We start from the raw sequence: 12,873 nt of genomic DNA on the forward strand, positions 1-12,873 counted from the left end.
TGCGCAAGGGCGCCATTTTTTCCCTTCCTTCATGGGTATAAGGCGCTAAGATTTTATCTTCGATAAAATTTATTACTGTATTACCTGCTGAAAATTTTGAATTTTCTTGTGCTTAAAACGGCAGCATAATCAAAAACCTTTGCGCCATCGCGTTTTCTAATCCGGGGATTGTATGGATGCATAATTTTTTTGCTTTTAAATTTCCCGCGGATTACGTAGGTATTTTATTCCTGAGATCTGATGTTATTTACTGTTTTGATGTCGTTTAAGCATAAAAAAACATCTTATCAGAAAATAAGATGCTTTTTATTATATAGAAAATAATTAATTATTCGTTACGGAAAGCTTCACTTCCATATTATTTCTTGTTGCATTGGAGTACGGACAGATCTCGTGAGCTTTCTCTGTCAGAGCCTGTGCTTCCTCTAAAGAAACTCCCGGGATATTCACATCCAATTCTGCCGCCAGTCCGAATCCTCCGTTTTCAAGCTGCCCTATGCTTACCTGTGCCGTTACGGTTGTTTCACCGGTTTTTATTTTAGACAGACTGATCACACGGTTCAGAGCACTGTCGAAGCAGGCTGAATATCCCGCTGCAAAAAGCATCTCAGGGTTGGCAAAGTCATCATTGGCACCTCCCAGCGCTTTAGGCATTCTTACATCAAGTTCCAGAACTCCGTTCTCACTTTTTACGTGGCCGTTTCTTCCGCCCTGAGCTGTTACCTTTGTTGTATATAGCGTTTTCATTTATTTCTCTATTTTGTTTAATATTTTTTGGATCGTTTCTTTAAGATGAATAAGGTCTTCGGTGTCTACACCTATTTTATTCTGAATTTTTCCGGGAATTTCACAGGCTTTCTTTTGCAGATGTTTCCCTGACTCCGTTAAAAATACTTCAACCACTCTTTCATCTTCTTTTTTCCGTTTTCTGTTGATGATACCTTTGTTCTCCAATCTTTTAAGAAGGGGAGTTAAGGTTCCGCTGTCCAGGAAAACTTTCTCGCCGATATGGCTTACCGTAACCCCGTCATTTTCCCACAATACCATCATCACAAGGTACTGAGGATAGGTAATATCCAGCTCATCGAGAAAAGGACGGTAAAGGCCTGTAATCTCTTTGGCAATAACATATAAAGGAAAACAGATCTGGTTTTCTAATTTGGGTGGGTTTGAATTTTCCATAAGGCTGAATATGAAAGAAATGATGAAGATATTACTTTTTAATGATAAATTCCTCCATCGGAATCCGTACTTTTTTCATAGAAGACAGCCAGTCATTCGCTTCATCCCTGTATCCGAGGTATAAAAGGCTTACACTTCTAAGTCCCAGTTCTTTTAATCCAAGAATTTCATCCACTACCTGATTGCTGAATCCTTCTGCCGGAGTACTGTCGATCTTTAACTCGGCCGCCTGTGCAAGGGCCATTCCCAGAGCGATATACGTCTGTCTGGCAGTGTGGGCAAAATGTTCTTCAGGGGTTTGTGCACCGTACATAGATTTGATCTTATCGGTATAACTTCCGAAACGTCCTCTCGGAAGTTCCCTTACATCGGTATGATAATCATACACTTTGTCGATCTTTTCATTGGAATAGCTGTCCCATGCAGCGAATACAAGAACGTGAGAAGAATCTCTCATCACTTCCGGGTTCAGGGCTCCGGCCATCATTCTATCTTTCAGCTCCTGATTCTCTACAACAATGATGCGGAAAGGCTGCAATCCTGAGGAAGTAGGTGCTAACCTCGCTGCTTCTAAAATTGTATTCAGATCCGCTTCAGATACTTTTTTGCCGGGATCGTATGCTTTTACCGCATGTCTCCATTGTAAATCTTCTATTAATGACATTTCTTTATTTTTTTAATTAAACTACTTCTTATGATAGCTCCTGTTTCATGAACCGGAGTTAAAATAACACTGCAAATATACGAACAATTAAATTGTACGCAATTTAATTTTTGAAAATTTAATTGTGCTTTGCATAATTTATCCTGATATTTTCAAGGCAACTGTTGTTTTCAGCATGAAACGGATTTTTTTGAGAAGATGGTTTTTTAATCTTTGCCACAGAATTTTAAACAAAAATAAATGCAGCGATTTAAAAACAAAACCATTTTAATTACAGGAGGAACAAATGGAATGGGGCTGGCAACGGCAGAACAGTTTATCCGTGAAGGAGGGAGGGTGATTATTACCGGGAGAAGTGAAGAAACAGTGAATAAAGCATTGGAACAACTGGGAGAACACGCTTCAGGAATTGTTTCCAATGCTGGGAATATGCAGGATCTGATAAATCTTCGTGATGAGGTTCTGAAATATACAGAAACCATTGATGTGGTTTTTGCCAATGCGGGTTATGGAAGATTTGCCTCCATAGAAAGTGTGGATGAAAAGCATTTTGACGAGCTGTTTGATATGCTGGTGAAGGGACCGTTTTTTACGGTACAGCAGATGTTGCCATTAATGAAAGAAGGCAGTTCAGTTATTTTCAATACTTCCGTAGCCACAGAAATTGCGATGCCCGGTTTTTCCGTGTATTCGGCAGCAAAATCAGCGGTACAGTCCTTTATCAAAACGTTTGCGACAGAGCTTACGGAAAGGGGAATACGGGTAAACGGTGTCAGTCCGGGGCATATTAAGACCAATATTTTTAATAATACGGGGCTTACGGAAGAACAGATCGGGCAGGCGATTACTGATATTATTCCTACCATACCGTTCAAAAGACAGGGTGAACCGGCAGAAATCGCTAATACAGTGCTGTTTCTGGCTTCGGATGAGGCTTCATATATTCATGGGGCTGAAATAAAGGTAGATGCCGGAATCTCTGTGATCCGCTAAAACAATAAAAAGATCCCGCCGAGAAGTGAACGGGATCCCTTTAGAGACAGCCTGCTGAGAAGATGCAGGCTGTTTTTTGAAATCAATTTTTTAATCAGAATATATAGAAAAAAGCAGGAGGATTAGTTGTCCTTCTTCACTTCTTTCATTTCTTTAATGATGTTGGTGTTATTTTCAATACCTATATCGAAAGCCTTTCCTCTTTTATAGCTCTGGGTTGCTTTATCCATGAGAAGAGCATCTTCTTTCTTTTTGGATACATAGAATACCTGCTGGCTTATTCCTATGGATACCCGCAAGAATCTCTCCGGGTTGTCCGGGTCTTCCGTAATGCCGGTGATGGTTGAATTATTATACCAGGTCAGGTTTTTCGGACTTGAATTTCCGGAGCAGGATGTGATCATAAAAAATAATAAAAGTAAATAGGTCCAGGCTTTCATAAAATATTGTATTAAATAACAGTTCCTGCAATTTATTAATAAAAACAGATACAGGAACTGCTGAAAGTTAATTAAAATCCACAGTGTCCTACATAAGGAGCCGGAGAAGGAGAACATCCGGATAAAGCACTGAAAATCGTCAGCACACAATTGGTATTGATGTAGCTGTTGTCATACATCAGGGAGCCGGCCGGGCTTCTGTAATAAACATTTCCTGCCGTATTGGCATAAGAACTTACAGAAACCGATCCGCAGCTGGAATTGGCACAGGCTGCTCTCCATACAGCGTCTGTAACCGGGCCGCCGGGGAAAAGGGAAGGGTCAAAAATTCTTTTTTCGGTAACACCGGAAGCATTTTTATAGCTTACAAGAAGGGCAACGTGATAGCTCCAGGATACACAGCAGGTGCCGGTAGAAGCCTTTAAATTACCGTATACGAACTGTTTTTCTGCATCGTAGCCGTTGTTGATGAGGATCTGTCTCATTTTGTGAGCTCTGGCGTAGCATCCGTCAACAGGATATCTGAAGGTGATGCATGGCGAAGAAGCCGTTGATGTTCCGCAGGACTGGTTTTTGATCAGGGTGAACATGCTGTTCAGTGTCGCAACATTCGGCAGAACGCTGACCACTTTATTGCTTTCTTCTTTTACTTCTTTTGATAATACAGATTTAAAGTAACGGAGATCTTCATCGGTTGCTTTTTCTATTTTAGCGATTTCAGTGGTGTTGGCTTTTAAGAAAACGTGAACGGGGGTTTCTTCTTTTACAGCCTGGCGGATCATTGCAATATACTCTTCATTCTCTCTGGTCTGCTGAATGGTATAAAACTGTGCAGTAACGATGAACGAAACTTTCAGGGCTCCGTTTTCTTCTTCTATTCCCACGGGAATGGTTTTTCCAAAGTCTTTTAAAGCTGCATTGCTTTCTTTGGCAGTCAGATCCTGATTCGCATTGGAATCGGCGCAGGCATTGAATGACAGAACACTCACGAATGCCATCATGGATAGGATAAGATTTTTCATAATTCTCATGATTTTGTGGTTTAAAAATATATTCAGTTGGTGTAGTTTTATAGTATTTCTGTTTTTTATTTCATCTTTTGTCTGATTTTAAAGCCAATTTAGTTCACTATATTGTGAAATTAAATATAACAAAAAAATAAAATACCAGCCAATTATTTTTAGATAAAAAATAAAATATTTTCAAAAAGAAGGTATGTAGAATATGTTGAAAACCAGTATGGTAAATGGTTTCTTTATATACGGAAATTAAAAAGACCTGCCGTTGAAGGAGCAGGTCTGTTGCTGTAAATATAATCGGAATTTTATTGCTTCCCGCACCATTCCAGAAGTTCCGGATACAGATCATCAATTTTTTTGCCGGGATATTTTTTTCTCAATAACAGAAGCTCATCATTGAATTCTTTCATCTTAACAAAACCTCTTGCCTTCATGACGCTATTGACACTGTTGTAGGCATAGTTCAGTGCTTCCGGATCGCCGGCATATTGATCTGCACAGTAAAGATAGAATACAGAATAGGTCATATATTCATCAAAAACACGTGCCGGATTGGGATAATATTCCGTTCCTTCCTGTTGGGTATTTACCCATTTTTCCCTGTCTTTAAGAGATTCATCAATGATTTTTCCGAATTTTTTGGTGGGAGGTCCTACATAATTATGATCTATTTCCGTAAACATAACTCTGGTATTGAAAACAGTATTCTGCTTCTCAGTAAGATCTTTTTCTTTACTGATAGGAGGCAGTACCATCAGGATCTGGGTAAAACCGTTATCTGTATAAGAACTGGTATAGTTCAGGCCATTGATAAGCGGGGAGGTAAGGATGGTGTAATTATTGATTTTTGTACTGAAATTCTTTTCCAGCCATTTCCATTGCTCATCCAGATTGGCCATTTTATTATATTCGGAAGCGATGGTACGGTAATAGGGAATATGTTTTTTATAAAAATCACGGAATCCTGATTTTTTTGCAAAATTTTCAATCTCTGTTTTGTAGGTCAGCATTGGATTAACAGTCACTTTTGTGTGCTGAGAAACACTTTGAGCCGGGAAAAGATAGTTTTTATCGGGAACAAGCTGATCTCCTTTAAAATTGTAGCTCATTGCGTTTCCGGTAAGGAGAACGTAATTGGGAGGATTGACTTTAATCAGAGAATCGAATTTTGTGATGATCTTTTCATCTTTCAGAGATCTGAACTGCTTTAGCACATCCCGGTAATAAGTTCCCGACTGGTCTACCATATCATCGTTCTCTAATCCTGCGTCTGTTACCGCAATCATAATGTGCAGAAGTTCTTTTACCTCATTGACGTCAATTTTTGCTTTTCCCTGGTATTCTTTCCGGAATTTTTTGTCAAAATTTACTTTTTTAAACTCCTGGGCATTATAGCCGGCAGCTGTTGTCAGTAAGCACATTAAAAAAAATGTCTTTCTCATGTTTTCGTTATGGTTATTATATAAAATTTTCCCTATTCATCAGGATTAGTGATGCATAGGGAAAATCTGTTTTTTGCTGATAAATTATCTGTAAAGCAGTTCAGCCTGGAAAACGTCTGCAAAATGCTTTCTGATTTTGGCTTTTACCTCTTCCATTTCCTCAGTCGTAAGTTCTCTTTCAAGTTCTCTTTTTAAAGAAGTGACCTGCTTGTCTTTGATACCGCACGGAATGATGTATTCGAAATAGCGCATATCCGTATTCACATTCAGGGCAAAACCATGAAGGGTAACCCATCGGGAAGCTTTCACACCCATCGCGCAGATTTTTCTGGCATAGGGCTTTCCTACATCCAGCCACACTCCGGTTTCTCCCTGGGAACGTTCTCCTTTAAGGCCGTATTCAGCAATGGTTCTGATGATCACTTCTTCCAGATTTCTCATATACAGATGAATATCCGTGAAGAAATTTTCAAGATCCAGAACGGGATAGCCTACAATCTGCCCATAACCGTGATAGGTAATGTCGCCGCCACGGTTGGTCTTTACAAAGGTAGCCTCAATCTCTTTAAGCTTGTCAATTCCGGCCAGCATGTTCTCTTCATGTCCGCTTTTTCCAAGTGTATATACATGAGGATGTTCTACAAAAAGAAGATGGTTGGAAGTGGTTATATGCTGTTCTTCAGGAAGGTCACGGTTTTTGATCTTGGTATCGATGATATTTTTCATCAGGCTTTCCTGGTAATCCCAGGCGGGCTGATATTCTTTAATGCCGAGATCTTCGAATGCAACTGCTTTATTCTGATTTGTATTCATAATACTGATGTCTGTTTTACTCTAATGGATGGAACTGTGATTTCATACCATTTTTCTGACCTTACAAATTTAGTGAATTTTACCCTTTTACAGCATGGATAAAATCTATGGCAGCGTTCTTCCAGTTTTTATTCTGCAGCAAAATATTCACAAATGCTGTTCCGATGATGCCGCCGTCTGCTTTTTCCGTCACATTTTCAAAATCTTCCTTCGACTTGATCCCGAAGCCGATCATTACCGGATTCTTTAAAGGCAAAGAGGATAATCTTGACAAATAGCTTTCATTTTTCAGAACAGTACTGTCATTACCCGTTGTGGATGAGGAACTTACCGCGTAAAGAAATCCGGAACTTAAAGAATCCAGATACAGAATCCTTTCATCGGAAGTTTCAGGAGTAACGAGGAAGGTAAAGTTGAGATTGTATTTTTTTAAGATCTGCTGATAGTTGTTTTCAAATTCAATAGGAGGAAGATCCGGAATAATTAATCCTGAAACTCCGCTTTCCGAGCATTCATGGCAGAATTTTTCAAATCCGAAACTTAACACCGGGTTGATGTACCCCATAAGGATGACCGGAATTCTGATCTCGTTTCTGATGGTTTTTAACTGTGAGAAAAGCTTTCCGATGGTCATTCCGTTCTTTAAAGCCAGTTCATGAGCCTGCTGGATGACGGGTCCGTCTGCAACGGGATCAGAGTAAGGCATTCCGATTTCAATCATATCCGCCCCGGAATCCTGGATCAGCTGTATAATGTCTGCAGTATCTTCCAGTTGTGGAATTCCTGCTGTGAAGTATATGTTTAGTTTTTTCATATTTTTAAAAAGTTTAATAAAGCTCCTGAAGCTACCTGAAGAACAGCCAATAATTATTTTTATCCGTTATCATTCAGATGTGTCAGATAGGTTTCCATGTCTTTATCGCCACGTCCGCTCAGACAGATAACGACAACATGATTTTCGTCAAATTTCTTCTGATCTAAAACCGCCAGCGCATGGGCACTTTCGAGGGCGGGAATAATTCCTTCCAGTCTTGTCAGTTCAAAAGCTGCTTTCAGGGCTTCATCATCATTGATGCTGAAGAATTCCGCTCTTTTTTCTTTAAACAGATGGGCATGAAAAGGCCCGATTCCCGGGTAATCAAGCCCTGCGGAGATCGAGTGCGGCTCAATTACCTGCCCGTCTTCCGTCTGCATGACAAGGCTTTTGCTTCCGTGAAGAACACCTGAAGTCCCCAGAAAAGTGGTCGCCGCCGACTTCCCGGAATCAATACCGTAACCTCCGGCTTCCGCAGCAATAATTTTTACGTCCCTTTCTTCTACAAAATGATAGAAAGTTCCGGCTGCATTGCTTCCTCCGCCCACGCAGGCAATGACGTAATCAGGGTTTTCCCTTCCCGTCTGTTCAAGAAGCTGTTCCTTAATCTCTTTTGAAATAATGCTCTGAAACCTGGCTACCAGATCAGGAAAAGGATGAGGTCCTACCACGCTTCCGATCACATAATGCGTCGTTACAGGATGGTTGATCCAGTCTCTTAAAGCTTCGTTTACAGCATCTTTCAAAGTCTTGGAACCGGAAGTAGCTGCAATGACTTCTGCTCCGAGCATCTTCATTCTTGCCACATTCGGAGCCTGCCTCTGAATATCAATTTCTCCCATATAAACGATGCACTGCATTCCGAGAAGAGCGCAGGCAGTAGCGGTGGCCACCCCATGTTGTCCGGCTCCCGTTTCTGCAATAATCCTGGTTTTTCCCAAACGTTTTGCCAGCAATACCTGCCCTAACGCGTTATTGATCTTATGAGCTCCCGTGTGGTTGAGATCTTCTCTTTTAAGGTAAATCCGGGTACTGTATTTCTCACTTAAATTTTTTGAGAAATAGAGTGGAGTAGCACGGCCTACATAGTTCTTCAGCAGATCCTGGTATTCTTTCTGAAATTCTTCAGATTCTATAATGTCAAGATAGTGTTCCTGAAGTTCTTTTACATTCGGATAAAGCATTTCCGGGATAAATGCACCTCCAAATTCTCCATAATATCCGTGTTCATCGGGGTTTTTATAATTCATTTCTTTTTTATTCTTTATTAATTAAAATAGGCATTGTTTTCAGGGCTGAGGGATTTCAGCAGTTCTTTTCTTTCATCAGACAGGTGGAAAATCAGGATATCATCATCTTCTGATGAAGTCCATTCCGCACCGCTGTTTTCCTTAATGTTTTTTGCGTTATCTTCCAGGATTTCAACATCGCAATGAAGATAAAAAGGCCGCAATTCTTTGAGACAGAATCCTATGGCCTCCAGATTTCTCTGTTCTGTATTTTCCTTTAAAAGCTTTACCAAATGAGAACCATATCCTTTCTTTTCCTGTGCCGAAACCAACCCTACGATTTCAGCAAAAACATAGGGTTTTCCGGAGATCTCAAGTGTAAAATCGAAATTAAGCCGGGCCAGAGCCATTATTTCTCCATGATGGTCAACCAGAAAATGAAATTCTGAATTTTTAAAGGTATGAAGGAAGTCTGAAGGACTCATTGCAGACCATTCCGGGAGGTTCCATAGCTGCAGGATATGTTCAATGTCCTGGCCATCTAATTCATCCGTTTTTCTGATTAAGTAATTCATGAATATATTTATTTATAAAATCCTGGTTATACTGATACTGCTGTGCCGGAATCAGCTTTTTATGATAAAGAAGCTCAACCTTGTTGGCCAGATCTATCCAGGTAGCCATATCTATTTTTGAATCATACATGGTAATGGCAATTTCCAGATTGTCAATTAAAAAATACGGATCAGAATCTTCATAAAGCAGAAAAACCTTCGCATAAATTTTCCCGAGATCATATTTAATATTAGCCCTGACATGACCGTCCAGAAATTTATCTGAAATAATCACCAGGTAATAACTGTTCCATAAACCGATTCTTTCAAAAAAATACTGAATATCACTTTCATCAAAATTTTTAATAATATTGATAAATTCAAGAAGCGGTCCGTCTATCGTCCAGTATTCCACATCCCTGTCATTCTGGGAAACAAAATTATACAGAGTCTGTATTTTTTCATTCCCGAACTTCGGCGGAAAAAGGGTTTTGTAAAATGTTTTTTTTAACTGATGGATGTTCATCATTTTTATCTGTTTTTTTTGGAGAGTCCCGAAGGGACGATTTAATTAACAGCAATGGATAAAGTCCTTTGCTTTATATTTTGTTTTTTCATTCTCAATCCCATAAATATCTTTCATCATATTCAACACCATGATTTTCCAGTATTTCAAGCAGCTCATCCTTAAATTGCTGTTCCTGGTGATGGAGGCGCTGATTTTTAATATAATAAATGACCTTATTTATTCCATGCCGGCTTACCGAAAACGCAGCGTAACCATCCTGCCAGAAAAAGTTTTCATATTTCCGGCCCTTAGTTTTGATCCATTTTGAAGAATGCGCCTTAACTTCCTGAACCAGTTTCATCAACGCCATCTTTCTTGAAAGCAGACATAAAATATGAATATGATTATCCGTTCCTCCAATCTGAAGTGCCGGACTTTCAAAATCACGACACAAGACAGCAATATAGGAAAACAGTTCTTTTTCTATTGTTTCATCAATGAAATCTTCCCTGTATTTTGTACTGAAAACAATATGGAGATAATTTTTTACGAGTGATTGAGGCATCTTTTTGTGTTTTTTGGTGTTGTTTTATATTAATTGGATTGCATTGGGTTTGTGTTATTCGTCCCCTTCGGGACGTTTTATTTTATTCTGTTTATATTAATCGGATTGTATCCGATTCTGTGTTAAATCGTCCCTTCGGGACTCTTTTCGGAATAATTTTTTTATTTTGTTCAGGTCTTTAATGCCTGGTGATATTTCGAATTTGGAATTAATATCGATGGCAAAAGGTTTTTGATTCAAATGGATGATGTTTTCCATATGGGTTTCGGAAATGCCACCGCTCAGGAAATAGGGAAGAGGGATTTCCAGTTCGTTTAATAGGTTCCAGTCAAATTGTTTTCCTGTTCCGCCGAATGCGCTGCTGTCTGTATCGAAAAGTATATAATGGATGGCAGAAAGCCGGGCGTTTAATATCTTTTGTATCTTATTTTTAGTTTCGTGATTGTTTTCACCTACTCTTATTACCTTTATGATTTTAGTTTCAGAGGGTAATTTTTCTTTCAGCTGATTCACAAAATCTTCGTTTTCATCTCCATGAAGCTGGATCAGGTTAAGACCCGCTTTTTCTGCAATGTCAGCAATTTTATTTATTTCCTCATTTACAAAAACACCTGTTTTTCCAGAATGTCTGATACTGAAAATATCTTCCGGCTTCAAATGATTCAAAACATATCTCGGTGACTTTTCATAAAAGATAAACCCGAGAAAATCTGTTTTCAAAGCAATTAACTCTCTGATCTGATCTGGCTGTGTCAGGCCGCAGACTTTCAGTTTATAGGGCAGATGATTGATGGCAGTTTGCATATTCCTGTTATTTTTCAATTTCAATGCTGAATTTTTCAAATGCTTTCATCGGATTTTCATTTCTCATAAAATATTCTCCCATCAGAAACCCGTCAAATCCTTTATCTTTCAGGTAATGAAAATCATCAATACTGTAAATTCCGCTTTCTGCAACCGATAACGTATCCTTTGGAAGCAGGTCTTTTAAACGGACAGAATGCAGAAGATCAACTTTAAAATCCTTTAAATTTCTGTTATTGATCCCAACCAGGTCGATGTCTGGATTGAAATGTTCAAGTTCCTCTTCCGTATGGATTTCCAGCAACACTTCCAGATCAAGTTCATGAGCAAGTGCTGTAAACTCCTGAACCTGTTGCGGAGAGAGACATGCGGCAATCAGTAAAACAGCATCGGCACCGATACTTTTAGCTTCATAGAACTGGTATTCATCAATCATAAAATCTTTTCTGAGAATGGGAATACTGATCTGATCTCTCACTTCCAGAATATCATCGAAACTTCCCCCGAAAAAATCCCGGTCAGTAAGGACTGAAATCCCGGAAGCTCCAAAATTCTGATAAGCCGTCGTCACTTCCAGAGGTGCCACCTGATTATTAATGAGGCCTTTGGAAGGAGATTTTCTTTTAAATTCAGCAATAATCCCGCTTTTGTCGTTTACAGATTCTTTCAGAGAAATACTTTTTCTTCCGGAAAACGCTGAATTTTTCAGTCGATCCGTTGAAACCTTCGTCTTTGAAAAGGCAACCTCATCTTTTTTTCTTTCAATAATTTGATCCAGTATCGTCATTGGTTTAAAATCATTAAGTTCGTTTTGAATCAGAAAAATCAGCTATTTATTAATAAATCAAGACTTTTCAGGGCTTTTCCGCTGTGAAGACTTTCTTTGGCGAGTAAAAGACTTTCTTCATAGGTTCCGGATTTATGGGTATGGAAAAGGGCAGTGGCTGCATTGGCAAGGACCACCGAATTTTGCGAATCCGTTCCGTTTCCTTCCAGAATATTCCTGAAAATCCGGGCTGATTCTTTTGGGTTTTCGCCCCCTCTTATACTTTCCGGAGTTACCGGGTAGAATCCTAAATCTTCAGCAGAATAGATTTCTTCAGTATTTCTGGTGATGATCTTGCTGTCCTGGGTAAGACTTATCTCATCATAGCCGTCCAGCCCATGAAGGAGGATGAATTCCTGACCTTCCTTCTGAAGCAGATACTGGTAAATTCTTGCGATTTCCATATTATAAACTCCGATTACGGAATATTGAGGCTTTGCAGGATTTACCAAAGGCCCGAGAAGATTGAAGAAAGTCCTTAATCCCAGAGCTTTCCTTAATGCACCCACAGACTGAAGCGCAGGATGAAAATACGGAGCATGAAGAAAACAGATATTCGCTCTTTCCAGGTCTTCATTCAGCTGATCGGAATTATTTTTAAACTGATATCCCAGTTCTTCCATTACATTGGATGATCCCGTAGTAGCAGATGCTCCGTAATTTCCGTGTTTGGCAACTTTTTGTCCTGCTCCTGCAACTATAAAGCTGGCCAGGGTTGATATGTTGATTGTGTTTTTTCCATCACCTCCGGTTCCCACAATATCCATCGTGTCATCCGTATAAAGCTGTACCGGAACAGCCATCTGCAAAAGAGCTTCCCGGAAACCTTTCAGTTCATTCAGGGTAATATTCCGCATCAGAAATACGCTTATAAAAGCCGTAACTTCTGCAGGATTGAACTTATTCTGGGCGATCTCAATCATCGTAGCTTTTGCTTCAGATTTAGACAGGGTATGATGATTGAACAGGTATTGGAGAATTTCTTTCATCTGTGGAGTTTTTATAATAGTTGAAGAAGAT

General features: G+C 39.4%; 16 protein-coding genes. 1 reads left to right on the forward strand and 15 read right to left on the reverse strand.

Features of this window, described 5'->3' with window-relative positions; all coding sequences use genetic code 11:
- Window positions 1–324: 324 nt before the first annotated feature.
- The 3 genes from AC106S_RS11640 to AC106S_RS11650 are packed head-to-tail and all read right to left on the reverse strand — an operon-like array spanning window position 325 to window position 1,846.
- Window positions 325–747, reverse strand: coding sequence for an organic hydroperoxide resistance protein (locus AC106S_RS11640; RefSeq protein ID WP_482439249.1), 423 nt, complete (start codon window positions 745–747; stop codon window positions 325–327).
- Complete coding sequence (locus tag AC106S_RS11645; RefSeq protein ID WP_482439250.1) at window positions 748–1,182, reverse strand: MarR family winged helix-turn-helix transcriptional regulator; 435 nt, start codon at window positions 1,180–1,182, stop codon at window positions 748–750.
- 31 nt (window positions 1,183–1,213) lie between these two features.
- Window positions 1,214–1,846 carry an NAD(P)H-dependent oxidoreductase gene (locus tag AC106S_RS11650; RefSeq protein ID WP_482439251.1) on the reverse strand — a complete coding sequence of 211 codons (633 nt, stop codon included), beginning with the start codon at window positions 1,844–1,846 and terminating at the stop codon, window positions 1,214–1,216.
- 240 nt (window positions 1,847–2,086) lie between these two features.
- On the opposite strand from AC106S_RS11650, the gene AC106S_RS11655 reads away from it, so the two are divergent.
- Entirely contained in the window at window positions 2,087–2,839 is a 753-nt protein-coding gene (locus AC106S_RS11655) for an SDR family oxidoreductase (protein WP_482439252.1), read from the forward strand.
- A 122-nt stretch (window positions 2,840–2,961) separates the two neighbouring features.
- Here the strand turns inward: AC106S_RS11655 and AC106S_RS11660 are convergent, their stop codons facing one another.
- From AC106S_RS11660 to trpD, 12 genes are all read right to left on the reverse strand, one after another.
- Window positions 2,962–3,279 carry a hypothetical protein gene (locus AC106S_RS11660; protein WP_482439253.1) on the reverse strand — a complete coding sequence of 106 codons (318 nt, stop codon included), beginning with the start codon at window positions 3,277–3,279 and terminating at the stop codon, window positions 2,962–2,964.
- Between the two features lie 71 nt (window positions 3,280–3,350).
- On the reverse strand, window positions 3,351–4,301 hold the full coding sequence (locus tag AC106S_RS11665; protein ID WP_482439255.1) for a protein-glutamine glutaminase: 951 nt from the start codon (window positions 4,299–4,301) through the stop codon (window positions 3,351–3,353).
- A 302-nt stretch (window positions 4,302–4,603) separates the two neighbouring features.
- Window positions 4,604–5,740 (reverse strand): hypothetical protein, encoded by a 1,137-nt coding sequence (locus AC106S_RS11670; protein WP_482439256.1) that lies wholly within the window; start codon window positions 5,738–5,740, stop codon window positions 4,604–4,606.
- 84 nt (window positions 5,741–5,824) lie between these two features.
- Complete coding sequence (lipB, locus tag AC106S_RS11675) at window positions 5,825–6,553, reverse strand: lipoyl(octanoyl) transferase LipB (protein ID WP_482439257.1); 729 nt, start codon at window positions 6,551–6,553, stop codon at window positions 5,825–5,827.
- A gap of 79 nt (window positions 6,554–6,632) precedes the next feature.
- A complete protein-coding gene (gene trpA / locus AC106S_RS11680) occupies window positions 6,633–7,367 on the reverse strand; it encodes a tryptophan synthase subunit alpha (RefSeq protein ID WP_482439259.1) in 735 nt (244 codons plus the stop codon).
- Between the two features lie 59 nt (window positions 7,368–7,426).
- Window positions 7,427–8,617, reverse strand: a complete 1,191-nt coding sequence (trpB, locus tag AC106S_RS11685) for a tryptophan synthase subunit beta (RefSeq protein ID WP_482439260.1) — start codon at window positions 8,615–8,617, stop codon at window positions 7,427–7,429.
- A gap of 17 nt (window positions 8,618–8,634) precedes the next feature.
- On the reverse strand, window positions 8,635–9,171 hold the full coding sequence (locus tag AC106S_RS11690) for a GNAT family N-acetyltransferase (RefSeq protein WP_482439262.1): 537 nt from the start codon (window positions 9,169–9,171) through the stop codon (window positions 8,635–8,637).
- The gene (locus AC106S_RS11695) at window positions 9,143–9,679 is read right to left on the reverse strand and encodes a hypothetical protein (RefSeq protein WP_482439264.1); all 537 of its coding nucleotides are present in this window, start codon (window positions 9,677–9,679) and stop codon (window positions 9,143–9,145) included. The genes AC106S_RS11690 and AC106S_RS11695 overlap by 29 nt, the downstream gene beginning before the upstream one ends.
- Window positions 9,680–9,770: 91 nt before the next feature.
- Complete coding sequence (tnpA, locus tag AC106S_RS11700) at window positions 9,771–10,223, reverse strand: IS200/IS605 family transposase (protein ID WP_482439265.1); 453 nt, start codon at window positions 10,221–10,223, stop codon at window positions 9,771–9,773.
- A 96-nt stretch (window positions 10,224–10,319) separates the two neighbouring features.
- On the reverse strand, window positions 10,320–11,027 hold the full coding sequence (locus tag AC106S_RS11705; RefSeq protein ID WP_482439267.1) for a phosphoribosylanthranilate isomerase: 708 nt from the start codon (window positions 11,025–11,027) through the stop codon (window positions 10,320–10,322).
- Between the two features lie 7 nt (window positions 11,028–11,034).
- Complete coding sequence (trpC, locus tag AC106S_RS11710; protein ID WP_482439268.1) at window positions 11,035–11,814, reverse strand: indole-3-glycerol phosphate synthase TrpC; 780 nt, start codon at window positions 11,812–11,814, stop codon at window positions 11,035–11,037.
- Between the two features lie 38 nt (window positions 11,815–11,852).
- Window positions 11,853–12,842, reverse strand: coding sequence for an anthranilate phosphoribosyltransferase (gene trpD, locus AC106S_RS11715; RefSeq protein ID WP_482439270.1), 990 nt, complete (start codon window positions 12,840–12,842; stop codon window positions 11,853–11,855).
- Between the last annotated feature and the right edge of the window lie 31 nt (window positions 12,843–12,873).

The organism is Chryseobacterium sp. FR054 (genome assembly GCF_056844565.1).

Bases quoted from the DNA above. Each gene is read 5' to 3' on its own strand.
- AC106S_RS11640 (WP_482439249.1), bottom strand. From the start codon at position 747: ATGAAAACGCTATATACAACAAAGGTAACAGCTCAGGGCGGAAGAAAC.
- AC106S_RS11645 (WP_482439250.1), bottom strand. From the start codon at position 1,182: ATGGAAAATTCAAACCCACCCAAATTAGAAAACCAGATCTGTTTTCCT.
- AC106S_RS11650 (WP_482439251.1), bottom strand. From the start codon at position 1,846: ATGTCATTAATAGAAGATTTACAATGGAGACATGCGGTAAAAGCATAC.
- AC106S_RS11655 (WP_482439252.1), top strand. From the start codon at position 2,087: ATGCAGCGATTTAAAAACAAAACCATTTTAATTACAGGAGGAACAAAT.
- AC106S_RS11660 (WP_482439253.1), bottom strand. From the start codon at position 3,279: ATGAAAGCCTGGACCTATTTACTTTTATTATTTTTTATGATCACATCC.
- AC106S_RS11665 (WP_482439255.1), bottom strand. From the start codon at position 4,301: ATGAAAAATCTTATCCTATCCATGATGGCATTCGTGAGTGTTCTGTCA.
- AC106S_RS11670 (WP_482439256.1), bottom strand. From the start codon at position 5,740: ATGAGAAAGACATTTTTTTTAATGTGCTTACTGACAACAGCTGCCGGC.
- lipB (WP_482439257.1), bottom strand. From the start codon at position 6,553: ATGAATACAAATCAGAATAAAGCAGTTGCATTCGAAGATCTCGGCATT.
- trpA (WP_482439259.1), bottom strand. From the start codon at position 7,367: ATGAAAAAACTAAACATATACTTCACAGCAGGAATTCCACAACTGGAA.
- trpB (WP_482439260.1), bottom strand. From the start codon at position 8,617: ATGAATTATAAAAACCCCGATGAACACGGATATTATGGAGAATTTGGA.
- AC106S_RS11690 (WP_482439262.1), bottom strand. From the start codon at position 9,171: ATGAATTACTTAATCAGAAAAACGGATGAATTAGATGGCCAGGACATT.
- AC106S_RS11695 (WP_482439264.1), bottom strand. From the start codon at position 9,679: ATGATGAACATCCATCAGTTAAAAAAAACATTTTACAAAACCCTTTTT.
- tnpA (WP_482439265.1), bottom strand. From the start codon at position 10,223: ATGCCTCAATCACTCGTAAAAAATTATCTCCATATTGTTTTCAGTACA.
- AC106S_RS11705 (WP_482439267.1), bottom strand. From the start codon at position 11,027: ATGCAAACTGCCATCAATCATCTGCCCTATAAACTGAAAGTCTGCGGC.
- trpC (WP_482439268.1), bottom strand. From the start codon at position 11,814: ATGACGATACTGGATCAAATTATTGAAAGAAAAAAAGATGAGGTTGCC.
- trpD (WP_482439270.1), bottom strand. From the start codon at position 12,842: ATGAAAGAAATTCTCCAATACCTGTTCAATCATCATACCCTGTCTAAA.